At 62.6% G+C, this 23058-nt stretch carries 21 protein-coding genes; 1 reads left to right on the top strand and 20 read right to left on the bottom strand.

Annotated elements, in window-relative coordinates:
- Nucleotides 1-4: 4 nt before the first annotated feature.
- From surE to DMX11_RS19920, 5 genes are all read right to left on the bottom strand, one after another.
- Complete coding sequence (gene surE, locus DMX11_RS19940) at nucleotides 5-754, bottom strand: 5'/3'-nucleotidase SurE (protein ID WP_110746070.1); 750 nt, start codon at nucleotides 752-754, stop codon at nucleotides 5-7.
- Nucleotides 742-1800, bottom strand: coding sequence for a tRNA pseudouridine(13) synthase TruD (gene truD / locus DMX11_RS19935; protein ID WP_110746069.1), 1059 nt, complete (start codon nucleotides 1798-1800; stop codon nucleotides 742-744). The genes surE and truD overlap by 13 nt, the downstream gene beginning before the upstream one ends.
- A complete protein-coding gene (gene ispF / locus DMX11_RS19930; RefSeq protein ID WP_110746068.1) occupies nucleotides 1797-2270 on the bottom strand; it encodes a 2-C-methyl-D-erythritol 2,4-cyclodiphosphate synthase in 474 nt (157 codons plus the stop codon). Before ispF ends, truD begins: the two co-directional genes overlap by 4 nt.
- A gap of 338 nt (nucleotides 2271-2608) precedes the next feature.
- Nucleotides 2609-3463 (bottom strand): S-formylglutathione hydrolase, encoded by an 855-nt coding sequence (gene fghA, locus DMX11_RS19925; protein ID WP_110746067.1) that lies wholly within the window; start codon nucleotides 3461-3463, stop codon nucleotides 2609-2611.
- A gap of 8 nt (nucleotides 3464-3471) precedes the next feature.
- Nucleotides 3472-4584 carry an S-(hydroxymethyl)glutathione dehydrogenase/class III alcohol dehydrogenase gene (locus DMX11_RS19920; protein ID WP_110746066.1) on the bottom strand — a complete coding sequence of 371 codons (1113 nt, stop codon included), beginning with the start codon at nucleotides 4582-4584 and terminating at the stop codon, nucleotides 3472-3474.
- A gap of 107 nt (nucleotides 4585-4691) precedes the next feature.
- On the opposite strand from DMX11_RS19920, the gene DMX11_RS19915 reads away from it, so the two are divergent.
- Nucleotides 4692-5588, top strand: coding sequence for a LysR substrate-binding domain-containing protein (locus tag DMX11_RS19915; protein WP_110746065.1), 897 nt, complete (start codon nucleotides 4692-4694; stop codon nucleotides 5586-5588).
- A 70-nt stretch (nucleotides 5589-5658) separates the two neighbouring features.
- Here DMX11_RS19915 and ispD read toward each other — a convergent pair whose 3' ends face one another.
- From ispD to bamA, 15 genes are all read right to left on the bottom strand, one after another.
- Nucleotides 5659-6366 carry a 2-C-methyl-D-erythritol 4-phosphate cytidylyltransferase gene (gene ispD, locus DMX11_RS19910; protein ID WP_110746064.1) on the bottom strand — a complete coding sequence of 236 codons (708 nt, stop codon included), beginning with the start codon at nucleotides 6364-6366 and terminating at the stop codon, nucleotides 5659-5661.
- Entirely contained in the window at nucleotides 6363-6644 is a 282-nt protein-coding gene (gene ftsB / locus DMX11_RS19905; RefSeq protein WP_004576849.1) for a cell division protein FtsB, read from the bottom strand. The genes ispD and ftsB overlap by 4 nt, the downstream gene beginning before the upstream one ends.
- 164 nt (nucleotides 6645-6808) lie before the next feature.
- Nucleotides 6809-8098, bottom strand: a complete 1290-nt coding sequence (gene eno / locus DMX11_RS19900) for a phosphopyruvate hydratase (protein WP_003252333.1) — start codon at nucleotides 8096-8098, stop codon at nucleotides 6809-6811.
- Nucleotides 8099-8252: 154 nt separating this feature from the next.
- Nucleotides 8253-9098 (bottom strand): 3-deoxy-8-phosphooctulonate synthase, encoded by an 846-nt coding sequence (gene kdsA / locus DMX11_RS19895; protein WP_110746063.1) that lies wholly within the window; start codon nucleotides 9096-9098, stop codon nucleotides 8253-8255.
- A gap of 3 nt (nucleotides 9099-9101) precedes the next feature.
- Nucleotides 9102-10730: a CTP synthase gene (locus DMX11_RS19890; RefSeq protein ID WP_110746062.1), complete on the bottom strand. Its 1629-nt coding sequence runs from the start codon at nucleotides 10728-10730 to the stop codon at nucleotides 9102-9104.
- Between the two features lie 269 nt (nucleotides 10731-10999).
- The gene (tilS, locus tag DMX11_RS19885) at nucleotides 11000-12283 is read right to left on the bottom strand and encodes a tRNA lysidine(34) synthetase TilS (RefSeq protein ID WP_110746061.1); all 1284 of its coding nucleotides are present in this window, start codon (nucleotides 12281-12283) and stop codon (nucleotides 11000-11002) included.
- A gap of 152 nt (nucleotides 12284-12435) precedes the next feature.
- The gene (locus DMX11_RS19880; RefSeq protein ID WP_110746060.1) at nucleotides 12436-13383 is read right to left on the bottom strand and encodes an acetyl-CoA carboxylase carboxyltransferase subunit alpha; all 948 of its coding nucleotides are present in this window, start codon (nucleotides 13381-13383) and stop codon (nucleotides 12436-12438) included.
- Nucleotides 13384-13489: 106 nt separating this feature from the next.
- Nucleotides 13490-17014 carry a DNA polymerase III subunit alpha gene (dnaE, locus tag DMX11_RS19875; RefSeq protein ID WP_110746059.1) on the bottom strand — a complete coding sequence of 1175 codons (3525 nt, stop codon included), beginning with the start codon at nucleotides 17012-17014 and terminating at the stop codon, nucleotides 13490-13492.
- 185 nt (nucleotides 17015-17199) lie between these two features.
- Nucleotides 17200-17823, bottom strand: a complete 624-nt coding sequence (rnhB, locus tag DMX11_RS19870) for a ribonuclease HII (protein ID WP_110746058.1) — start codon at nucleotides 17821-17823, stop codon at nucleotides 17200-17202.
- A 1-nt stretch (nucleotide 17824) separates the two neighbouring features.
- Nucleotides 17825-18952, bottom strand: coding sequence for a lipid-A-disaccharide synthase (gene lpxB, locus DMX11_RS19865; RefSeq protein WP_110746057.1), 1128 nt, complete (start codon nucleotides 18950-18952; stop codon nucleotides 17825-17827).
- Nucleotide 18953: 1 nt separating this feature from the next.
- Nucleotides 18954-19730 (bottom strand): acyl-ACP--UDP-N-acetylglucosamine O-acyltransferase, encoded by a 777-nt coding sequence (gene lpxA, locus DMX11_RS19860; protein ID WP_110746056.1) that lies wholly within the window; start codon nucleotides 19728-19730, stop codon nucleotides 18954-18956.
- Nucleotides 19727-20167, bottom strand: coding sequence for a 3-hydroxyacyl-ACP dehydratase FabZ (gene fabZ / locus DMX11_RS19855; RefSeq protein WP_051097422.1), 441 nt, complete (start codon nucleotides 20165-20167; stop codon nucleotides 19727-19729). The genes lpxA and fabZ overlap by 4 nt, the downstream gene beginning before the upstream one ends.
- A 114-nt stretch (nucleotides 20168-20281) precedes the next feature.
- Nucleotides 20282-21337, bottom strand: a complete 1056-nt coding sequence (gene lpxD, locus DMX11_RS19850) for a UDP-3-O-(3-hydroxymyristoyl)glucosamine N-acyltransferase (RefSeq protein WP_110746055.1) — start codon at nucleotides 21335-21337, stop codon at nucleotides 20282-20284.
- Nucleotide 21338: 1 nt separating this feature from the next.
- Nucleotides 21339-21842: an OmpH family outer membrane protein gene (locus DMX11_RS19845; protein WP_003252311.1), complete on the bottom strand. Its 504-nt coding sequence runs from the start codon at nucleotides 21840-21842 to the stop codon at nucleotides 21339-21341.
- Nucleotides 21843-21886: 44 nt separating this feature from the next.
- A partial coding sequence (gene bamA, locus DMX11_RS19840; protein ID WP_110746054.1) for an outer membrane protein assembly factor BamA occupies nucleotides 21887-23058 on the bottom strand: 1172 nt, incomplete at its 5' end.

Here is a 23058-nt window from a genome sequence, read left to right as displayed (position 1 = left end):
CGCATCAGAGCAGGCCCTCCAGCCAACCGTCGAGCTGCTCGAAGGCATCATTGAAGGTGCGGTCGAGTTGCAACGGGGTGATCGATACGTAGCCCTGCATCACCGCGTGGAAGTCGGTGCCAGGGCCGCCGTCCTCGGCATCCCCGGCCACGGCGATCCAGTAGCCTTCCTTGCCGCGCGGGTTGACCACTTTGGTCGGCGCCGCAGCACGCGCCCGGTGACCGAGGCGGGTGAGCTGTATGCCGCGGATGTGCTCCAGTGGCAGGTTGGGAATATTGACGTTCAGTACGGTACGGGGCGGCAGGGCCAAGCGCGACTGCGCCTCGACCAGGCGACGGGCGATATGGGCCGCCGTCGGCAGGTTGTCGGGCAGGCGCGACAACAACGAGAAGGCCAGCGAGGTGCCGCCGAGGAAGCGGCCTTCCAGCGCCGCGGCAACCGTGCCGGAATACAACACGTCGTCGCCCAGGTTGGCACCCAGGTTGATCCCCGACACGACCATGTCCGGCGTGTGCGGCAACAAGCCATTCAGCCCCAGGTGCACGCAATCGGTCGGGGTCCCGTTGAGGCTGATGAAGCCATTGGCCAGAGTCTGCGGGTGCAGTGGCCGGTCCAGCGTCAGCGAACTGCTGGCGCCGCTCTTGTCTTGCTCCGGGGCGATCACCGCGCACTCGGCGTAATCCGCCAGCGCAGCATGCAGCGCGGCGAGGCCGGGTGCGGTAACACCGTCGTCGTTCGAAATCAGAATACGCATGGGCTGTCCGTCTGCCCTGCCGACACCAGATCCACGACTTCACGCACCACCACGGTGGCGAAGCATCCAGCCGGCAGGACGAATTCCAGTTGCAGGATATCAGGCTCGGGATAATGCCACGTCAGGCCGCCAATAGGGAGCCGCAGAATGCGTCGTTCGTGATCCATGCCCGCCTGGGCCAGCCACTGGCAAAGTGCCGGCTGGCGTGCGCCGACGGCATTTTCCAGCGCGGCAGTGGCAGCGCCGGCAGGTGAAGCGCCCTCGCCCCACATCGGGCCGGTCGGGTGCAGGTCGAGAATCGCCAGGCGCGGGTCGACACACTCCGCCTCACCTGCCGGGAAGAAGCTACGGCTGTCGGTGAATGCCAGCAGGTCGCCGACCTGAGCCCGATTCCAGCTACCTTCGGCGACACGTGCCGCCAGCAGTTGGTTGAACAGGTAGCTGCGCCCGGCCGACAGCAGCCGCGAGCGTACATTGCGCTGCTCGGGCAATGCCTTGCGCCCGGCCCAGTCGAGGGCATCGTGAACATTGCCACCGCCGTGGCCGAAGCGCTGAGTGCCGAAATAGTTGGGGACACCCTGCTGCTTGAGCTGTTGCAGACGCGCATCCACGGCTTGGTGATCGGCGCTCAAGGCCGTCAGACGCAAGGTGAAACCGTTGGCAGAGTGCGCGCCCCGTTGCAGCTTGCGCTGGTGGCGCACCTGCTTGAGCACGCGCAGGCTGGCATCCTCGGCACGGGACAGGTCAGGGTCGGCCTTGCCCGGCAGGTGCAGGCTGAACCATTGGCGGGTCAGCGCCTGGCGGTCCTTGAGCCCGGCGTAGCTGATGCTGCGCACCGGCACGCCAGCGGCACGGGCCAGACGGCGGGCGGCTTCCTCGGTGTTCAGGTCACGCTTCTCGACCCACAGCCACAGGTGCTCGCCCTGCCCCGACAGCGGGATATCCAGCACTTCGTCGACCTGGAAATCTTCGGCCACTGCCTTGAGTACCGCAGTGCCCAGTGATTCGCCCGATGCGCGCGGGCCCAGCAGTTCCAGTTCGGTCATGCTGGCAGCAGCAGGGCGACCGAATGCACGGCAATACCCTCCTCGCGGCCACAGAAGCCCAGTTTTTCGGTGGTGGTGGCCTTGACATTGACCTGGTCCAGCTCGACCTGCAGGTCTTCGGCGATCAACTGGCGCATGGTTTCGATGTGCGGGGCCATTTTCGGTGCCTGGGCGACGATGGTGGCGTCGACATTGCCGACTTGCCAGCCCTTGGCCTTGACGATAGCGACCACGTGACGCAGCAGGACGCGGCTGTCGGCACCTTTGAACTGCGGGTCGGTGTCTGGGAAATGCTTGCCGATGTCGCCCAGCGCGGCCGCGCCAAGCAGGGCATCGCTCAGGGCGTGCAGCAGCACGTCACCGTCGGAGTGGGCCAGCAGGCCGAATTTGTGCGGGATACGCACCCCGCCCAAGGTAATGAAATCACCGTCGCAGAAACGGTGCACATCGTAGCCATGGCCAATACGCATAGAAAAACGCCCTGAATGAGTCAGGGCGTGATTCTACCTGCTTTTGAGGCATTGGGGCGTGAGGTGATTGACGCTGTATTGGCGGCGCCTGCGAGATCGAGCGCCGCCCGCGCGGCGCATCGCGAGCTGCGCTCGCTCCTACGTTTTTTTCGGGCCAGTAACGCCTGTGACAGGCGCGCGCGACCGCCTTGTTTGAATGACGCGATATCGCGTCATGCGCCAACGCGGTCGCGCGTAAATCCCCCAGGCATAATTGGTCGAAACAAACGGAGCGAGCGCAGCTCGCGATGCGCCGCGCGGGCGGCGCTCGGTATCACAAACGCTGAAAATGCTACGGCTTAAACCCGCCCCAGCGCCACCGCATGATGGCGCAGGTGGTCTTCGATGAAGCTGGCGATGAAGTAGTAACTGTGGTCATAGCCAGGCTGCAGGCGCAGGGTCAGTTCATGGCCGCCCTTGCGTGCCGCCTGCTCCAGCACTTCGGGCTTGAGCTGCTTCTCGAGGAAGTCGTCGCGGTCGCCCTGGTCTACCAGCAAGGGTGGGCACTCGCCAGCAGGCGTCTCGGCCAGCAGCACGCTGGCATCCCACTCGCGCCAGCGCGCACGGTCTTCGCCCAGGTAGCGACTGAACGCCTTCTCGCCCCACGGGCAATCCATCGGGTTGCTGATCGGCGAGAACGCCGAGACCGAGCGGTAGCGCCCCGGGTTGCGCAAGGCGCATACCAGTGCGCCATGCCCGCCCATGGAGTGGCCGCTGATGCTGCGCTCGGCCGACGCTGGGAAGTGTGCCTCGATCAGCGCCGGCAGTTCTTCCACCACATAGTCGTGCATACGGTAGTGCTGCGCCCAAGGTTGCTGGGTGGCGTTGAGGTAGAAGCCAGCGCCCAGGCCGAAGTCCCAGGCGCCGTCCGGATCGCCCGGCACCTGCTCGCCACGCGGGCTGGTATCGGGGGCCACGATGATCAGCCCCAGCTCGGCGGCCAGACGCTGGGCGCCGGCCTTCTGCATGAAATTCTCGTCGGTGCAGGTGAGGCCGCTGAGCCAGTACAGTACCGGCAGCTTTTCACCCTGCTCGGCCTGCGGCGGCAGGTACACAGCGAACACCATGTCACAACCCAGCACCTTGGAGTGATGCCGGTAACGCTTGTGCCAGCCGCCGAAGCTCTTTTGGCAGGAGATATTATCCAGGCTCATGGCACACCTCAGAAGTGGATCACGCTGCGGATGCTCTTGCCTTCATGCATCAGGTCGAAGGCCTTGTTGATGTCCTCCAGGCCCATGGTGTGGGTGATGAAGGTGTCCAGCGGAATCTCGCCCTTTTCGGACATTTCCACGTAGCTTGGCAGCTCGCTGCGGCCACGCACGCCGCCGAACGCCGAACCACGCCATACCCGACCGGTCACCAACTGGAACGGGCGGGTGGCGATTTCCTGGCCGGCACCGGCCACGCCGATGATGACCGACTCACCCCAGCCTTTGTGGCAGCATTCCAGGGCGGCGCGCATCAGTTGTACGTTGCCGATGCACTCGAAGGAGAAGTCCACGCCACCGTCGGTGAGGTCGACGATCACTTCCTGGATCGGGCGGTCGTACTCTTTCGGGTTGATGCAGTCGGTGGCGCCCAGCTGGCGGGCGATCTCGAACTTGGCCGGGTTGATGTCGATGGCGATGATCCGCGACGCCTTGGCCTTCACTGCACCGATCACGGCCGACAGGCCGATGCCGCCGAGGCCGAAGATGGCCACTGTGTCACCCGGCTTGACCTTGGCGGTGTTGAGCACTGCACCGATACCGGTGGTGACGCCGCAGCCCAGTAGGCAGACCTTCTCCAGGGGGGCTTCCTTCTGGATCTTGGCCACGGAAATTTCCGGCAGCACGGTGTACTCGGAGAACGTCGAGGTGCCCATGTAGTGGAACAGCTGCTGGCCCTTGTACGAGAAGCGCGTGGTGCCGTCCGGCATCAGGCCTTTGCCCTGGGTGGCGCGAATGGCCTGGCACAGGTTGGTCTTGCCCGAGAGGCAGAACTTGCACTTGCCGCATTCCGGCGTGTACAGCGGGATCACGTGATCCCCCACGGCCACCGACGTCACACCCTCGCCTACCGCTTCGACGATAGCCCCACCTTCGTGGCCGAGGATCGATGGGAAGATGCCTTCCGGGTCGGCGCCGGACAAGGTGTAGGCGTCAGTGTGGCAGACACCGCTGGCGACCACGCGCAGCAGCACCTCGCCGGCCTTGGGCATGGCCACGTCGACTTCGACGATTTCCAGGGGTTTCTTGGCTTCGAAGGCTACGGCAGCACGGGACTTGATCATCAAAGGTCTCCAGACAGAGGGTCGATTCAGTCTTGCAGTGTAATTCAGCGCCTTTTAATGAATAATCAGGCCAAAGACAAAACATTATTGCCATACAGGGATAATCCATGAGCAGCCGCTGGGAAGGGATCGACGAATTCGTCGCCGTGGCCGAGTCGGGCCAGTTCACCGCCGCCGCCGAGCGCCTGGGGGTGTCCTCGTCGCACATCAGTCGGCAGATCGCCCGGCTGGAGGAGCGCTTGCAGACCCGTCTGCTGTACCGCAGTACCCGCCGGGTGACGCTGAGTGAAGCCGGGCAGACCTTCTTGCAGCATTGCCAGCGCCTGCAGGATGGCCGCGAGGAAGCCCTGCGTGCCATGGGCGATCTGGCCAGCGAGCCGAAGGGCTTGCTGCGCATGACCTGCGCTGTGGCCTATGGCGAACGTTTCATCGTGCCGTTGGTGACGCGGTTCATGGCGTTGTATCCGCAGTTACGGGTGGACGTGGAATTGAGTAACCACACCCTCGACCTGCTGCATGAAGGCATGGACCTGGCGATCCGCCTGGGCCGGCTGGCCGATTCGCGCCTGGTAGCCACCCGCCTGGCGCCACGGCGCATGTATCTGTGCGCCTCGCCGGCTTATCTGGAGCGATATGGCAGGCCGCATAGCCTGTCGGAGCTGGCGCGGCACAATTGCCTGGTGGGCAGTTCGGACTTATGGGCGCTGCAGCAGGACGGCCGCGAAATCAGCCAGCGGATACAGGGCAACTGGCGCTGCAACAGTGGCCAGGCAGTGCTGGATGCGGCGCTGCAAGGGATCGGGTTGTGCCAGTTGCCGGACTACTACGTGCTGGAACACCTGAACACTGGTGCGCTGGTGTCTTTGCTCGAAGCGCACCAGCCGCCGAATACGGCGGTATGGGCGCTGTATCCGCAACAGCGACACCTGTCGCCGAAGGTGCGGCGGTTGGTGGATTACCTGAAGGAAGGGTTGGCGGGGTTGCCGGAATATCGTTTCGGGTGAAGGGATGCGCCGCCTGTACTGGCCCATTCGCGGGTTCACCCGCGAATGGGCCAGTACAGGAGAACGATGTTCAGCGCCTACCCGCCCAGCGCTGACGCAACCACTCCAGGTCTTCAGGCCGGGTCACCTTGATGTTATCGCTACGCCCCTCGACCAGCCGCGGCGCCTGGCCGGACCATTCGATGGCCGAAGCCTCATCGGTCACCACCACATCGGACACCAGGCACTCAGCCAGCGCCCGGTGCAAGGCACCAAGGCGAAACATCTGTGGCGTGTAGGCCTGCCAGATGGTACTGCGGTCCACCGTAGCGCTTACCCGCCCGTTGCCATCGGCACGCTTGAGCGTGTCACGCGCCGGCACCGCCAGCAGGCCACCCACTGGGTCATCCGCCAACTCCGCCAACAGCTTGTCCAGGTCGCTGCGTGCCAGGTTTGGCCGCGCGGCATCGTGCACCAGCACCCAATCGCTGTCTGCCGCCCCTTGGGCATGCAGCAGCAGCAAGGCGTTCAGTACCGAGTCGGCGCGCTCACGCCCGCCCGCTGCGCGCTGGATTCGCAGGTCGCTGGCACAGCGCAGGCCGTGCCAGTACGGGTCGTCTTCGGCAATGCTGACCACCACACCTTTCAGCGCCGGGTGGCCAAGAAAACAGTCGAGGCTATGCTCGAGAAGGGTCTGCCCGGCCAGCTCCAGATACTGCTTGGGGCGGTCGGCAGCCATGCGGGCGCCAACGCCCGCAGCAGGAATCACGGCCCAGAAGGCCGGTAAGGTTTCGATCATTTCTGTGGCAACTGGAAGAGGGTTTCGCCCTCTTTGACCATCCCCAATTCATGGCGGGCGCGTTCTTCAACGGTCTCCATGCCTTTCTTCAGCTCAAGCACTTCGGCATCGAGCACACGGTTACGCTCGAGCAATCGCTCGTTTTCGGCATGCTGGTCGGCAATCTGCTGCTTCAGCTCGGTCACTTGCGCCAGGCTGCCGTTACCCACCCACAGGCGGTATTGCAGGCCTCCCAACAGCAGGAGCAGAACGAGGAACAACCAATAGGGACTGCGCATCACGTTATCCAGGTTAAAAAGGCTGCCGCGTACTTCTACGGGGCCTCGAATAGCACGAAGCCTGGCCGAGGCCAGGCTTCGTCGACAGAAACCCGTTGGAACGCAGTTCAGTTCAGTAAGAACGCCCCTGCAGCTCCGGCTACTGTCTTTTTACCATCTCTTGCTTAGCCGCGAAACTCGGCACGACCACGGTAAACCGCTTTGGCGCCCAGTTGCTCTTCGATGCGCAGCAGCTGGTTGTACTTGGAAACGCGGTCGGAACGGCACAGCGAACCCGTCTTGATCTGGCCAGCTGCAGTACCCACGGCCAGGTCGGCGATGGTCGAGTCTTCAGTTTCGCCGGAACGGTGCGAGATCACTGCGGTGTAGCCGGCAGCCTTGGCCATCTGGATGGCTTCCAGCGTCTCGGTCAACGAGCCGATCTGGTTGAACTTGATCAGGATCGAGTTACCGATGCCCTTCTCGATGCCTTCCTTGAGGATCTTGGTGTTGGTCACGAACAGGTCGTCACCTACCAGCTGGACCTTTTCACCGATCTTGTCGGTGAGGATTTTCCAGCCAGCCCAGTCAGATTCGTCCAGGCCGTCTTCGATCGAGATGATCGGGAAACGCTCGGTCAGGCCCTTCAGGTAGTCGGCGAAGCCTTCGGCGTCGAACGACTTGCCTTCGCCGGACAGGTTGTACTTACCGTCTTCGTAGAATTCGGAAGCAGCGCAGTCCAGGGCCAGGGTCACGTCGGTGCCCAGCTTGTAGCCGGCTTTTTCCACGGCTTCGGCGATGGCGCCCAGGGCGTCTTCGTTGGAAGCCAGGTTCGGTGCAAAGCCACCTTCGTCACCGACGGCGGTGTTCAGGCCACGGGCCTTCAGCACGGCTTTGAGGTGGTGGAAGATTTCAGTGCCCATGCGCAGGCCGTCGGAGAAGGTCTTGGCGCCAACCGGCTGCACCATGAACTCCTGAATGTCGACGTTGTTGTCGGCGTGCTCGCCACCGTTGATGATGTTCATCATCGGCACTGGCATCGAGTATTGGCCCGGGGTGCCATTCAGGTTGGCGATGTGCGCGTACAGCGGCAGGTCCTGGTCCTGGGCAGCGGCCTTGGCGGCAGCCAGGGACACGGCCAGGATGGCGTTGGCGCCCAGTTTGGCCTTGTTCTCGGTACCGTCCAGCTCGATCATGGCGCGGTCCAGGGCCTTCTGGTCGGAAGGATCCTTGCCCAGCAGCAGGTCACGGATAGGGCCGTTGATGTTGGCGACGGCCTTCAGCACGCCCTTGCCCAGGTAACGGCTCTTGTCGCCATCACGCAGCTCCAGCGCTTCGCGCGAGCCGGTGGAAGCACCGGACGGCGCGCAAGCGCTGCCGATGATGCCGTTGTCGAGCAGTACATCGGCTTCCACAGTGGGGTTGCCACGCGAATCGAGAACTTCACGACCTTTGATGTCGACGATTTTTGCCATTGTTGTAAGCACTCCAGAATTGACGAAAACAACGCAGCTTAGAGAATTCTTGCCGTTCACCTGGCTGAAATCGCGATTGGCAGGCCAAGTGAAGGGAGCCCCTGACCGGCGGGTCAGGGGTGGAACGGGCAGTACTTTACCCGAGAAATGAGCTTTACGCGGTTTCTACCGTCGGAAAACTTTTCACCAGGTCGTCCAGTTGCTTGAGCTGGGCCAGGAATGGCTCCAGTTTGTCCAGGCGCAGCGCGCACGGGCCATCGCACTTGGCGTTGTCCGGGTCGGGGTGGGCTTCAAGGAACAGCCCGGCCAGACCTTGGCTCATACCGGCCTTGGCCAGGTCGGTAACCTGGGCGCGGCGGCCACCGGCGGAATCGGCGCGACCACCCGGCATTTGCAGGGCGTGGGTCACGTCGAAGAACACCGGGTACTCGAACTGCTTCATGATGCCGAAGCCGAGCATGTCCACCACCAGGTTGTTGTAACCGAAGCTGGAACCACGCTCGCAGAGGATCAACTGGTCATTACCGGCCTCTTCGCACTTGGCCAGGATATGTTTCATTTCCTGGGGTGCGAGGAACTGGGCCTTCTTGATGTTGATCACCGCACCGGTCTTGGCCATGGCCACTACCAGATCGGTCTGCCGCGACAGGAAGGCCGGCAGCTGGATGATGTCGCACACCTTGGCCACCGGCTCGGCCTGATACGGCTCGTGCACGTCGGTGATCACCGGTACGTTGAAGGTGCTTTTGATCTCTTCGAAGATCTTCAGCCCTTCTTCCATGCCCGGCCCACGGTACGACGTTACCGACGAACGGTTGGCCTTGTCGAAGCTGGCCTTGAACACATACGGGATACCGAGCTTTTCGGTAACCCGCACGTACTCTTCGCAGACCTTCATTGCCAGGTCTCGGGACTCCAGGACGTTCATGCCGCCGAACAGGACGAACGGCTTGTCGTTGGCGATCTCGATGTTACCGACGCGAATGATCTTCTGGGTCATTGATCAGGCCTTGTTCTTCTGAGCCAGGGCTGCCTTGACGAAACCACTGAACAGCGGGTGGCCGTCACGCGGGGTGGAGGTGAACTCCGGGTGGAACTGGCAAGCGACGAACCATGGGTGGTCCTTGGATTCGACCACTTCCACCAGCGCGCCGTCTTCGGAACGACCGGAAACCACCAGGCCAGCGTCGACCAGTTGCGGCAGCAGGTTGTTGTTCACTTCGTAACGGTGACGGTGACGCTCGGTGATCACGTCCTTGCCGTAGCAGTCGTGCACCTTGGAACCGGCAGCCAGCTGGCAGTCCTGTGCACCCAGGCGCATGGTGCCGCCCAGGTCGGAAGCTTCGTCGCGGGTCTCGACCGCGCCAGTGGCATCGGCCCACTCGGTGATCAAACCAACGACCGGGTGGCCGCTGTTGCGGTCGAACTCGGTGGAGTTGGCGTCTTTCCAGCCCATCACGTTACGGGCGAACTCGATCACGGCCACCTGCATGCCCAGGCAGATACCCAGGTACGGAACCTTGTTCTCACGGGCGTATTGCACCGCGGTGATCTTGCCTTCTACGCCGCGCAGGCCGAAACCGCCTGGCACGAGAATGGCATCGGCGCCTTCGAGCAGGCTGGTGCCCTGGTTCTCGATGTCTTCCGAGTCGATGTAGCGCAGGTTGACCTTGGTGCGGTTGGTGATGCCGGCGTGGCTCATCGCTTCGATCAGCGACTTGTACGCATCCAGCAGCTCCATGTACTTGCCGACCATGGCGATGGTCACTTCCTGCTCCGGGTTGAGCTTGGCATCGACCACCTTGTCCCATTCGGACAGGTCGGCGCCATTGCACTGCAGGCCGAAGCGCTCGACGACGAAGTCGTCCAGGCCCTGTGCGTGCAGCACGCCCGGGATCTTGTAGATGGTGTCGACGTCTTCCAGCGAAATCACCGCACGCTCTTCAACGTTGGTGAACAGCGCGATCTTGCGACGCGAAGAGGCATCGACCGGGTGGTCGGAGCGGCAGATCAGCACGTCCGGCTGCAGGCCGATGGAGCGCAGCTCCTTGACCGAGTGCTGGGTCGGCTTGGTCTTGGTCTCGCCAGCGGTGGCGATGTACGGGACCAGGGTCAGGTGCATCAGCATGGCGCGCTTGGAGCCTACTTCTACACGCAGCTGGCGGATTGCTTCGAGGAACGGCTGCGACTCGATGTCACCCACGGTACCGCCGATTTCCACCAGGGCCACGTCGGCATCGCCGGCGCCCTTGATGATGCGACGCTTGATCTCGTCGGTGATGTGCGGGATGACCTGGATGGTCGCGCCCAGATAGTCACCACGGCGTTCTTTGCGCAGCACGTGCTCGTAGATACGGCCGGTGGTGAAGTTGTTGTTCTGGGTCATGGTGGTGCGGATGAACCGCTCGTAGTGGCCCAGGTCGAGGTCGGTCTCGGCGCCATCGTGGGTGACGAACACTTCACCGTGCTGGAACGGGCTCATGGTGCCCGGATCGACGTTGATGTACGGATCCAGCTTGAGCATGGTGACCTTCAGGCCCCGCGCTTCCAGGATGGCCGCCAGGGAAGCCGAGGCAATGCCTTTCCCCAATGAAGAAACAACACCGCCCGTGACGAATATGTAGCGCGTCATGAAAAACCCTAGAAGTCTGCGTTAAGGCGGCCAGCGCCGCCGGAGAAAGCGAAGGAAGGCCGAAGCCCCCGATCACCTGCGTCAATCACAGTGCATCTCGAAAAACTGCCGCGTCTGTACAGACCAGGGTTATCCCCGGCATGGAGCTCGCTCGTCATTTTCAGAATCAGCCCAGCAAAAAACTGCTTGGTAATCGGCAACTGCTGTGTTTTCGCGGAACCCACAGAAGTTGTATCAAGAAGGGAGGGTAGTCTACCGGAATGTACCCTTCAGCTCAAACCTTGCGCGTTCGTCGGTAACTGCCAGTGCAGCTGGCAATCCGCCTGCAACAGCCCGGGCAGGTTGGCCACCGCCAACAGGCGCGTGCCGTGGTACAGCAGCGGCAGGCGCGAACGCAGGAAATGCGGTACCTGCTGCTCGTTGAGCAGGCGCTTGAGCTCACGTCGGCCTCGGCCGGGAACCTCCAGCACTTCACCGCCCTGCCGGTAGGCTACGCGCAGCCCGTGCAGGCCGGCTGCGCCAACCAGTCGCACACTGCCGTTGCCTGGCAGCAGCAACGGCAGCCCGGGCACTGGCCAGTCCAGCTGGCCAACAGGATGCTGCAACCAATCGCCGCTCAACCACCAGATGCGCCCCTGGCTGCGCAGCAGCTGCCCGTCAGCCAGCCGCCAGACCGGTTGTGCATCGGCAGCGGCATCGCGCAAATCTACCCAACCGGCCCAATGCCGGGTATCGGGCAACCGGCTGCGCCGGCTCAGCCAGTATTGCAAGGCGTTGCGCTGACGCGCCGGGGAGAGTGCCCTCAGGGCTGCCAGGTCGAGGGAGTCCAGCCCTGCCCAGGCGATGGGCGCGCCCTCCCCCGCAAGCGCCAGGTCTTCCTGGGCCAGTTCGTCCAGCATGCCCAGCGCCTCTCCCAAATGCTGTGCTGCACGGGCGAAGTTCTGGCTGGCCTGCGGCCAACGCTGCTGCAACCGGGGCATCACTTCGCCGCGCAGGAAGTTGCGTGCGAATTGGGTGTCGGCGTTAGACGGGTCTTCGATCCAGGTCAGCCCTTGGGCCTCGGCATAATCCTGCAACTGTTGTCGGGAACAGGCCAGCAACGGCCTGACCAGGCTGCCCTGCCCCAACGCCCGCTGCCCCGGCATTGCCGCCAGGCCACGCAGGCCGGCACCGCGCAACAAGCGGAACAACAGGGTTTCGGCCTGGTCGTCGCGGTGCTGCCCGGTGAACAGGATGCCGCCTGGGCCCAGGGTTTGCCTGAAAGCGGCATAGCGGGCGTCGCGGGCAGCTTGTTCCAGGCTGGCGCCGGGGCTGACCTGGACATGGATGACCTGGAGTTGAATGCCGAGATCGTCACAGACGGTTTGGCAGTGGCTGGGCCAGGCATCGGCAGCGCCTTGCAGGCCGTGGTGGATATGGACGGCGCGCAGCGGGGGGGATGCGTGGTTGCGGGCGTACTCGGCCAGCAGGTGCAGGAGGACGGTGGAATCGAGGCCGCCAGAGAAAGCGATGCACCAAGAGGGGGCGTTGAGCCAGGGGGCGAGATCAATCATCAAGACCTCGAAAAGTATGATGCCACATCCGCGTGTAAACCCGCTTCCACAGGGGCCGTGCATTACCTGCGGGAGCGGCTTTACCCGCGAACACCGGCGAAGCCGGTGCCATCAATCCCAAGGGCCGCAAAACGGCCCCGGGGCAATCAGAATCAGAGGCCGTAGCTCATCAGGCGCTCGTAACGACGGGCCAGCAGCGCATCGTTGTCGAACTTGCCGAGCATGTCCAGTTGCTGCACCAGATCGGCACGGATGCTTTCGGACATCTTGGCCGGATCACGGTGGGCGCCGCCCAGCGGCTCCTGGATGACCTTGTCGACGATGTTCAGGCTCTTCAGGCGCTCGGCAGTGATGCCCATGGCCTCGGCCGCGTCAGCTGCCTTGTCGGCGGTCTTCCACAGGATCGAAGCGCAGCCTTCCGGCGAGATCACCGAGTAGGTAGAGTACTGCAGCATGTTCAGCTGGTCGCACACACCGATAGCCAGTGCACCGCCGGAACCACCTTCACCGATCACGGTGGCGATGATCGGGGTTTTCAGGCGCGCCATCACGCGCAGGTTCCAGGCAATGGCTTCGCTCTGGTTGCGTTCTTCGGCGTCGATGCCCGGGTAGGCGCCCGGGGTGTCGATGAAGGTCAGGATCGGCATCTTGAAGCGCTCGGCCATTTCCATCAGGCGGCAGGCCTTGCGGTAGCCTTCAGGGCGCGGCATGCCGAAGTTGCGGCGCACTTTCTCGCGCACTTCGCGGCCTTTCTGGTGGCCAATGACCATGACCGGTTTGCCGTCCAGGCGCGCCGTACCACCCACGATGGCAGCATCGTCGGAGAAGTGGCGATCACCGTGCAGTTCTTCGAACTCGGTGAAGATGTGCTCCAGGTAGTCCAGGGTGTATGGACGACGTGGATGACGCGCCAGGCGGGCAATCTGCCAGCTGGTCAGGTTGCCGAAGATGCTTTCGGTCAGGGTGCTGCTCTTGTCTTGCAGACGGGCAATTTCATCGCTGATGTTCAGCGAGTTGTCGTTGCCTACCAGGCGCAGGCCTTCGATCTTGGCTTGCAGGTCGGCAATCGGCTGTTCGAAATCGAGAAAATTCGGGTTCATAGTCATCCGTCTTGGGTCTACGGCCAGGCGGCCGGCCGGTTGATCCGTTTGGCGCCCTACCTTAAGGGATCAGGCGCATTCAGGTCGAGATTAAATTTTTGTCGATTCAACGATATTGCAGGAAGACGTTCTCACGCCCGAACTGGTCACGCAGCGCCTGAATCAGCCCGTCAGCCGGGTCGATCGCCCACTGCTCGCCGAACTGCAGCATGGCCTTGGCATCACTGCCGGTGTACTCCAGGGTGATCGGGCACGCGCCACGATGGCGGGTGATCAACTCGCCCAGCCACTTCAGCCGGTCGCCCTTGAGCGCTTCGTGCGCCACCTTCAGGCGCAGGCTCTCGGCCAGCTTGGTACGTGCATCTTCCATGGTCATGACCTGCTTCACCCGCAGGCGCAGGCCACCGGAGAAGTCGTCGTTGCTGACCTCTCCCTCGACCACCACCATTGCATCGTTCTGCAGCAAGGACTGTGCCGCGATGTAGGCATCGGCAAACAGCGATGCCTCGATGCGCCCGGAGCGGTCATCCAGGGTGACGAAGCCCATCTTGTCGCCCTTCTTGTTCTTCATCACCCGCAGGGCAATGATCATGCCGGCGATGGTCTGGGTTTCGCGTGACGGCTTGAGGTCGATGATGCGCTGGCGGGCGAAGCGGCGAATCTCGGTCTCGTACTCGTCGATCGGGTGGCCGGTCAGGTACAGGCCAAGGGTGTCCTTCTCGCCCTTGAGGCGCTCCTTGAGGGTTAGCTCGCGCACCTTGCGGTGGTTGGCATAAACGTCAACCTCCGCTTCAGCGAACATGCTGCCGAACAGGTCGACATGGCCACTGTCAGCGGTATGCGCGGCCTGCTCGGCGGCCTTGATCGCCTCGCCCAGCGCTGACAGCAAGGTCGCCCGGTTGAGATCGATGTTGGCCTGGTAGGCCTTGATCTCGTCATGGAAATGCGGCCCCAGGCGGTCCAGCGCGCCGCTGCGCACGAGCGCGTCGAGGGTACGCTTGTTGACCCGCTTGAGGTCGATGCGCTCACAGAAGTCGAACAGATCCTTGAACGGCCCGCCCTGGGCCCGCGCTTCGACGATCGCCTCCACCGGGCCCTCACCGACCCCCTTGATGGCGCCCAGGCCGTAAACGATACGGCCGTCGTTGTTGACGGTGAACTTGAAGTCGGAGAAGTTCACGTCCGGTGCGTCGAGGCGCAGCTTCATGCTGCGTACTTCCTCGACCAGCACCACCACCTTGTCGGTGTTGTGCATGTCCGCCGACAGTACCGCTGCCATGAACGGCGCCGGATGGTGGGTTTTCAGCCACGCGGTCTGGTACGACACCAGGCCGTAGGCGGCAGAGTGAGATTTGTTGAAGCCGTAGCCGGCGAACTTCTCCACCAGGTCGAAGATGTTACCGGCCAGGTCCGCATCGATATTGTTGGCCACGCAACCTTCGATGAAACCACCGCGCTGCTTGGCCATTTCTTCGGGTTTTTTCTTACCCATCGCCCGGCGCAGCATGTCGGCACCACCCAGGGTGTAGCCGGCCATGACCTGGGCAATCTGCATCACCTGTTCCTGGTACAGGATGATGCCGTAGGTGGGGGCCAGTACCGGCTTGAGGCCTTCGTACTGGTAGTCGGAATGCGGGTAGGCCAGTTCGGCGCGGCCGTGCTTGCGGTTGATGAAGTCGTCCACCATGCCCGATTGCAGCGGCCCTGGGCGGAACAACGCAACCAGTGCGATAAGGTCTTCCAGGCAGTCGGGCTTGAGCTTCTTGATCAGCTCCTTCATCCCGCGCGATTCAAGCTGGAACACCGCCGTGGTTTCGGCCTTCTGCAGCAGCTCGTAGGTCTTGCGGTCATCCAGCGGGATGAAATCGATGTTGAGATCGGGCAGGTTCTTCTTGGCCTGCTCGCGGTTGATGATCTCCATCGCCCACTTGATGATGGTAAGGGTTCGCAGGCCGAGGAAGTCGAACTTCACCAGGCCGGCGGCCTCGACGTCATCCTTGTCGAACTGGGTTACCAGGCCGCCGCCTTCTTCATCACAGGCGATCGGCGAAAAGTCGGTGAGCTTGGTCGGTGCGATAACCACACCACCGGCGTGCTTGCCGGTACCCCGGGTCACGCCTTCCAGCTTCAAGGCCATGTCCCAGATTTCACGGGCGTCTTCGTCGCCCTTGAGGAAGTCGCGCAGGATCTCTTCCTGCTCGTAGGCCTTCTCCAGGGTCATGCCCACTTCGAACGGGATCATCTTCGACAGGCGGTCGGCCAGGCCGTAGGACTTGCCCTGCACACGCGCCACGTCACGCACCACCGCCTTGGCGGCCATGGTACCGAAGGTGATGATCTGGCTTACCGCGTTGCGGCCATAGGCTTCGGCCACATAGTCGATCACCCGATCACGGCCATCCATGCAGAAGTCGACGTCGAAGTCGGGCATGGAAATACGTTCCGGGTTGAGGAAGCGCTCGAACAGCAGGTCGTAGGCCAGCGGGTCGAGGTCGGTGATCTTCAGGACATAGGCCACCAGCGAGCCGGCACCCGAACCACGGCCCGGGCCAACCGGTACATCGTTGTTCTTGGCCCATTTGATGAAGTCCATAACGATGAGGAAGTAACCGGGGAAGCCCATCTGGATGATGATATCCAGCTCGAACTTCAAGCGGTCCAGGTAGACCTGGCGCTTCTCTTCGTAATTGGGCGTGGTCTCTTTCGGCCACAGCACCGCCAGGCGCTCTTCCAGGCCCTCGTGGGAAACATGCCGCAGGTAGTCGTCGATGCCCATGCCGTTGGGCGTGGGGAAATCGGGCAGGAAGTACTTGCCCAGCTGTACCTGGATATTGCAGCGTTTGGCGATTTCCACGGTGTTGGCGATGGCGTCGGGCAGGTCGCTGAACAGCTCGGCCATTTCCTCAGCCGACTTCAGGTACTGCTGGTCGCTGTAGCCTCGCGGGCGGCGCGGGTCGTCGAGGGTCCAGCCCTCACCGATACACACGCGGGTTTCGTGGGCGTCGAAGTCGGCCTGCTTGATGAAACGTACGTCGTTGGTGGCAACCAGCGGCGCGCCGAGCTTGTCGGCCAGGGCCACAGCGGCGTGCACATATTCTTCGTCACGGGCGCGGTTGGTGCGCTGCACCTCGACATAGAAGCGGTCGGGGAACATGCCCATCCAGTCTTGCAGCAGGGCCTGGGCTTCATCCTCCCGGCCGGCCAGCAGGGCCATGCCGATGTCGCCCTCCTTGCCTGCGGACAGACCAATCAGGCCTTCGCTCGCAGGCGCGATCCATTCGCGCTGAAGAATGACCAGGCCATTGCGCTGGCCGTCGGTCCAGCCGCGCGAAATCAGTTCGGTGAGGTTGCGATAGCCCTTGGGGTCCATGGCCAGGAAACAGATGCGCGACAGCGGCGCTTCCGGGTCGGCCCCGGCCAGCCACAGGTCGGCACCACAGATCGGCTTGATGCCGGCGCCCATGGCAGTCTTGTAGAACTTCACCAGCGAGCACATGTTGCTCTGGTCGGTGATGGCTACCGCCGGCATGTTCATCCCGGCCAGTGCCTTGGCCAGTGGTTTGATCCGCACCAGGCCGTCGACCAGCGAAAATTCGGAGTGGACGCGCAGGTGAACGAAGGGAACCGACATGGAAGATCCTGTAGCAGTGCTGAACGACAAGGGCGGGATTGTAGCCTAACTAGGGGCTTTTTTTGGGGCTGCTTTGCAGCCCTTCGCGGGCACGCCCGCTCCTGCAGGTACGGCACCGCTGCTCAGACCGATGAATCCTGGGGAGCGGGCATGCCCGCGAAGGGCCGCAAAGCGGCCCCAATAGGTCAGATCAGGGAATCGGTGACGCCTTCGCGCGCTTCCCAGGCTGCCCGCACCGGGGCGAAGGAGCGCCGATGAATGGGCGTAGGCCCAAGGCGCGCCAAGGCTTCGAGATGCACCGGGGTTGGGTAACCTTTGTGCCCGCCAATGCCATAACCTGGGTAGATCAGTTCGAATGCACTCATCTCCCGATCACGGATCACTTTGGCCAGGATCGAGGCCGCCGCAATGGCCGGCACCTGGCTATCACCCTTGACCACAGGGGCCGACGGGACTGCCAGTTTCGGGCAGCGGTTACCGTCGATCAGGGCAAGCTTGGGTGTAACGTGCAAGCCTTCGACCGCACGCTGCATGGCCAGCATGGTGGCCTGCAGGATGTTCAGGCGGTCGATCTCCTCGACTTCGGCGCGGGCGATGCAAAAGCTCAGGGCCTTTTCGCAAATCTCGTCGAACAGCGCCTCGCGCTTGGCCTCGGTGAGCTTCTTCGAGTCATTCAGGCCAATGATCGGCCGCGCCGGGTCGAGGATCACCGCCGCCGTCACCACCGCGCCGCACAGCGGGCCACGGCCTACTTCGTCGACACCGGCAACCAGATCTTCGACCAGGTTGAAGTCCAATCCAATTTGCATGTCAGCGGTCCTTGAGCAGGGCCAGTACCGCTTCGGCCGCCTGGTTTGAGGCGTCACGGCGCAGGGTGCGATGAATTTCGTCGAAGCGTTCGGTCTGCCGGCTGCCATCTTGCACGAGCGGCGCCAAAGTCTTGGCCAGGGCTTCGCTGGTAGCAGCGTCCTGCAGCAACTCGGGCACCAATTCACGCTGGGCCAGCAGGTTCGGCAACGACACGTAGGGGCTTTTCACCAGGCGCTTGAGGATCCAGTAGGTCAACGGCGCCAGGCGATAAGCCACCACCATCGGCCGCTTGTACAACAGCGCTTCGAGGGTAGCGGTGCCCGAGGCGATCAGGACGGCATCACATGCGGCCAAGGCCTGATGCGACTGGCCATCGAGCAGGGTCAGCGGCAACTGGCGCCCCTCAAGCATCTGCTCGACCTGGGCGCGCCGCGCAGCATTGGCGCAAGGCAGCACGAAGCGCACGCCTGGCACCTGCTGGCGCAAGCGCTCGGCGGCATCGAGGAACAATGCGCCCAGGCGGCCCACTTCGCCACCACGGCTGCCCGGCATCAGTGCCACCACTGGCCCGTCACCAAGCCCCAGCAGGGCGCGGGCGGCGGCACGGTCGGCTTCAAGCGGGATGGTGTCGGCCAGCGGGTGGCCGACAAAGCGCACCGGCACGCCCTGCTCTTCGTAGAAGCGCGCCTCGAAAGGCAGCAGCGTCAGCATCAAGTCGCAGCCTTCGCGAATCTTCAGCACACGCTTCTGTCGCCAGGCCCATACCGAAGGGCTGACGTAGTGCACGGTCTTGATCCCGGCCTGGCGCAGTTTGAGTTCGATATTGAGGGTGAAGTCAGGGGCGTCGATACCGATGAACACATCGGGCTTTTCATCGATCAGGGTTTGGATCAGCAGCTTGCGACGCTTGAGCAGCTCGCGCAGGCGCCCCAGTACTTCGACCAGGCCCATGACCGCCAGGCGCTCCATGGGGAAGTAGGATTGCAGGCCTTCTGCTTCCATCAAGGGGCCGCCCACGCCGATGAAACGGACCTCGGGGTGGCGTTCCTTGAGAGCCCGCATCAAGCCTGAACCCAGAATATCGCCGCTGGCCTCACCTGCGACCAAGGCTACGCAAAGCCGGGCCATGTCAGCGGGTAATGCCGCGGGCGGAGTTCACGATCGACTGGCGGAACAGCTCGACCTCAGGATGTTGCGCAGCCGGTTCAGCCAACTCCTTGAGCGCATCTTCGACGGTCAGGCCCTGGCGGTAGACAATCTTGTAGCAACGACGCAGCACATGGATCACCTCGTCACTGAAACCGCGGCGGCGCATGCCCTCGAAGTTCATGCTGCGGGCTTCGGCCGGGCTGCCGAACACGGTCACGAACGCCGGTACGTCCTTGCCGATTGCCGTACCCATGCCGGAAAACGCGTGGGCACCGATATGGCAGTACTGGTGTACCAGGGTATAGCCGGACAGGATTGCCCAGTCACCCACATGCACATGGCCGGCCAGCGCCGTATTGTTGACCAGGATGCAGTGATTACCGATGACGCTGTCATGGCCGATGTGGGCGTAGGCCATGATCAGGTTATGGTCACCCACTGTGGTTTCCGCACGGTCCTGAACGGTACCACGGTGAATGGTCACCCCTTCGCGGATCACGTTGTGATCACCAATGACCAGCCGCGTCGGTTCCCCCTTGTACTTCAGGTCCGGGGTGTCTTCGCCGATCGAGGAAAACTGAAAGATACGGTTGTGCCTGCCGATACGGGTCGGCCCTTTGAGCACAACATGCGGCCCGATAACGGTGCCCTCCCCGACTTCTACATCAGGGCCAATGATCGACCAAGGGCCGACCTCGACACCATCGGCCAGCCTGGCTGATGGATCGATAATGGCCCGAGGATCAATCGAATTCATAGGGAGCGTTCCGCGCAGGTGATTTCTGCCGAGCAAACCGGCTTGCCGTCGACCAGCGCACGGCATTCGAACTTCCAGATCATGCTCTTGCGGCTGAGGAACCGGGCCTCCAGCACCAGCTGGTCACCTGGCAGCACCGGCTGACGGAAGCGCAGCTTGTCGGAACCGACGAAGTAGTACAGGGTGCCATCGGCCGGCTTGGCATCGAGCATCTTGAAACCCAGTATGCCGGCCGCCTGGGCCATGGCTTCGATGATCAGGACGCCCGGCATGATCGGGTGCGCCGGGAAGTGGCCATTGAAGAACGGCTCGTTGATGCTGACATTCTTGTAGGCACGAATGCTCTGGGCCTCGAAGTCCAGGTCCGTTACGCGGTCCACCAACAGGAACGGGTAACGGTGAGGCAGGTATTCGCGAATCTCGTTGATGTCCATCATTTCGGGGGGGAAGCCTGTAATAAGAATAGGGAGCGCAGGTGCTGACCACACGCTCCTTTTGCAATCCAAAGAGGAGCCAGCTAGCGACTGTTCACTCTTGCTCAGGGAATGGTATCAGCCTTCTGATGTCGGCAGGCCACCTGAGGTCACGGTATCGACGCGTTTTTCCAGCTGCTGGAGACGCTTGGCCATGTCGTCCAGTTGGCGGATACGCGCGGCGCTCTTGCGCCAGTCAGCCAATGGCTGCATGGCAGTGCCGGAAGAATAGGAACCCGGTTCAGTGATCGAACGGGTAACCATGGTCATTCCGGAAACGAAAACGTTGTCGCAAATATCAATGTGCCCAACCAGCCCCACACCACCGGCCAGCATGCAGTGCTTGCCGATGCGCGTGCTGCCGGAGATTCCGACGCAAGCGGCCATGGCCGTGTGATCACCGATCTGCACGTTGTGAGCGATCTGGATCTGGTTGTCCAACTTGACCCCGTCGCCGATCCGGGTGTCGGACAGCGCGCCACGGTCTACAGCAGTATTGACGCCGATCTCCACGTCATCACCGATGGTGACGCCGCCGATCTGTGCAATTTTACGCCAGATGCCCTTCTCGTTGGCGAAGCCGAAGCCCTCGCCGCCGATCACGGCACCCGACTGTATGACCACACGCTTACCGATGGTCACGTCGTGATACAACGTGACCCGCGGTGCCAGCCACCCCCCTTCACCGACCACACAGCGGGCACCGATGAAGCAGTGGGCGCCGATACTGACGTTGGCGCCGATGCGCGCACCACTTTCGACGACCGCGAACGGCCCGATGCTGGCGCTGGCGTCCACCTGGGCATCTTCCGCCACCACGGCGCTGGGATGTATTCCCGCCTCAGCCTTGGGTTTGGGATCGAACAGGTGGGAAATCCGCGCGTAAGCCAGGTACGGGTCCGCCACGACCAGGGCATTGCCGGCAAATCTTTCGGCATCCGCAGCCTTGAGCAGCACCGCGCCGGCCTGGCTGTTATCCAGGTACTTGCGGTACTGCGGGTTGGCGAGGAAGCTCAACTGCGTCGGGCCAGCCTCTTGCAAGGTGGCCAGCCCGGTAATCTGCAGCGCCTCGGGCCCCTTGAGGGTAGCACCGAGGGCCTCGGCCAGCTGGCCTAGCGTCATGGTCACACTCATATCAACGGGCTTGGTTCATGCGCTCGATGACCTGGCGGGTGATGTCGTACTGAGGCTTGACATCGATGACCGCACCACGCTCCAGGACCAGGTCGTAACCGCCCTTCTTGATCACTTCTTCGACAGCACCGTCCAGCTTCGGCTTCAGCTGCTTGAGCATGTCGCGATCGGCAACGGCCTTGGCTTCGTTCAGCTCCTTGGACTGGAACTGGAAGTCGCGGGCCTTTTGCTTGAACTCAAGCTCCAGGCGCTCACGCTCCTGCTGCTGCATCTTGTCGCCGCCCTTGATCAGGCGGTCCTGGATGCCCTTGGCACTGCTTTCCAGGCTTTTCAGCTTGGTCAGTTGCGGGCCGAACTTCTTCTCGGCATCGACCGCGTATTTCTTGGCGGCATCCGATTCAAGCAGGGCCATCTGATAGTTCAGAACGGCAACCTTCATTTCGGCGAAAGCCGGGGTGGCGACCAGCGCCGCGGCCACTACGGCCAGTTGAGCCAATTTACGCACGATGCACTCCTGGATAAACCGTTGTCATTAAGCAAGGGCCGACCTTAGAAGGTCTGGCCCAGAGAGAATTGGAACACCTGGGTATCGGCATCGTCCGGCTTCTTCACCGGCATTGCCAGGCTGAAGCTCAACGGGCCCAGTGCGGTAATCCAGGTCACGCCCAGGCCGACCGAGCTGGCCATGCCCGAGAAGCCGACTTTTTCGCAATCAGGCTTATTGCCGCAATTGGTATCGAACACGTTACCCACGTCCCAGAACACGGAGGTGCGCAGCGAACGCTGGTCCTTGACGAACGGCAGCGGGAACAGCAATTCGACGCCACCTTGCACCAACACGTTACCACCGAACGGCAGCGGATCCTGATCCGGGTCGGCGATGGTGCCTGGCTTGCCACCCGCGGCCTCGCCGATGCTCGGCGTACTGCGAGGGCCAAGGCTGCTGTCCTTGAAGCCACGCACGGAGTTGAAGCCACCTGCGAAGTAGTTCTCGTAGAACGGCAGGCCAGAGGTGCTGCCGTAACCATCACCATAGCCCAGCTCGGTGTGCAGGCGCAGGGTGTAATCGTTGTTGATCGGCTGGAACAGCTGACCACGGTAGTCAAGCTTGAAGAAGGACAGGTCGCTGCCTGGAATGGTCGATTCCAGGGTCAGGCTTTGCGAGTGGCCACGGGTGGCCAGCACGCCCTTGTTCAGGGTCGACTCGGACCAACCGATCGAAGCCTTGAAGTTGAGGAAGTTGTCGCCTTCCTGCTCAAGGAAGTCGAAGATCTCGTCAACGGTGTACTTACCGGTCTTGATCTTGTCCTGCTGCACGCTCAGGCCGTAGGTCAGACGCGAGGTTTCGCTGATCGGGTAGCCCAGGCTGACGCCGGCACCGTAGCTGTCCACCGCATAGCTGGCCACGTCGACGTCGAGGTCGTCGTAGTCGGTGCTGCGGTAGAAGGCGTTGTAGCCCAGGCTGACGCCATCGGCAGTGAAGTAGGGGTCAACGAAGCCGAAGTTGTAGCGGGTCTGGTATTCCGAACGGGTCAGCCCGATGGACACCTTGTTACCGGTACCGAGGAAGTTGCTCTGGCTGATCGAACCACCCAGGATCAGGCCCGCACTCTGGGCGAAGCCGACGCTGGCGGTGATCGAACCGGAAGCCTGCTCTTCGACGCTGTAGTTGACGTCGACCTGGTCGTCGGTGCCGGGCACCGGTGGGGTCTCGACGTTGA

It is taken from the genome of Pseudomonas sp. LB-090624, assembly GCF_003205205.1.
GTDB lineage: Bacteria > Pseudomonadota > Gammaproteobacteria > Pseudomonadales > Pseudomonadaceae > Aquipseudomonas.
The sequence above is the reverse complement of the archived record's forward strand: the minus strand, read 5'-3'. Positions and strand labels throughout refer to the sequence as shown.

What these genes read in the sequence shown, in the direction of transcription:
- DMX11_RS19880 (WP_110746060.1), bottom strand. Translation starts at nt 13,383, where the DNA reads ATGAACCCGAATTTTCTCGATTTCGAACAGCCGATTGCCGACCTGCAA.
- surE (WP_110746070.1), bottom strand. Translation starts at nt 754, where the DNA reads ATGCGTATTCTGATTTCGAACGACGACGGTGTTACCGCACCCGGCCTC.
- fabZ (WP_051097422.1), bottom strand. Translation starts at nt 20,167, where the DNA reads ATGATGGACATCAACGAGATTCGCGAATACCTGCCTCACCGTTACCCG.
- dnaE (WP_110746059.1), bottom strand. Translation starts at nt 17,014, where the DNA reads ATGTCGGTTCCCTTCGTTCACCTGCGCGTCCACTCCGAATTTTCGCTG.
- kdsA (WP_110746063.1), bottom strand. Translation starts at nt 9,098, where the DNA reads ATGACCCAGAAGATCATTCGCGTCGGTAACATCGAGATCGCCAACGAC.
- rnhB (WP_110746058.1), bottom strand. Translation starts at nt 17,823, where the DNA reads ATGCAAATTGGATTGGACTTCAACCTGGTCGAAGATCTGGTTGCCGGT.
- fghA (WP_110746067.1), bottom strand. Translation starts at nt 3,463, where the DNA reads ATGAGCCTGGATAATATCTCCTGCCAAAAGAGCTTCGGCGGCTGGCAC.
- ftsB (WP_004576849.1), bottom strand. Translation starts at nt 6,644, where the DNA reads ATGCGCAGTCCCTATTGGTTGTTCCTCGTTCTGCTCCTGCTGTTGGGA.
- DMX11_RS19890 (WP_110746062.1), bottom strand. Translation starts at nt 10,730, where the DNA reads ATGACGCGCTACATATTCGTCACGGGCGGTGTTGTTTCTTCATTGGGG.
- DMX11_RS19915 (WP_110746065.1), top strand. Translation starts at nt 4,692, where the DNA reads ATGAGCAGCCGCTGGGAAGGGATCGACGAATTCGTCGCCGTGGCCGAG.
- lpxB (WP_110746057.1), bottom strand. Translation starts at nt 18,952, where the DNA reads ATGGCCCGGCTTTGCGTAGCCTTGGTCGCAGGTGAGGCCAGCGGCGAT.
- ispD (WP_110746064.1), bottom strand. Translation starts at nt 6,366, where the DNA reads ATGATCGAAACCTTACCGGCCTTCTGGGCCGTGATTCCTGCTGCGGGC.
- eno (WP_003252333.1), bottom strand. Translation starts at nt 8,098, where the DNA reads ATGGCAAAAATCGTCGACATCAAAGGTCGTGAAGTTCTCGATTCGCGT.
- ispF (WP_110746068.1), bottom strand. Translation starts at nt 2,270, where the DNA reads ATGCGTATTGGCCATGGCTACGATGTGCACCGTTTCTGCGACGGTGAT.
- lpxD (WP_110746055.1), bottom strand. Translation starts at nt 21,337, where the DNA reads ATGAGTGTGACCATGACGCTAGGCCAGCTGGCCGAGGCCCTCGGTGCT.
- truD (WP_110746069.1), bottom strand. Translation starts at nt 1,800, where the DNA reads ATGACCGAACTGGAACTGCTGGGCCCGCGCGCATCGGGCGAATCACTG.
- DMX11_RS19920 (WP_110746066.1), bottom strand. Translation starts at nt 4,584, where the DNA reads ATGATCAAGTCCCGTGCTGCCGTAGCCTTCGAAGCCAAGAAACCCCTG.
- tilS (WP_110746061.1), bottom strand. Translation starts at nt 12,283, where the DNA reads ATGATTGATCTCGCCCCCTGGCTCAACGCCCCCTCTTGGTGCATCGCT.
- lpxA (WP_110746056.1), bottom strand. Translation starts at nt 19,730, where the DNA reads ATGAATTCGATTGATCCTCGGGCCATTATCGATCCATCAGCCAGGCTG.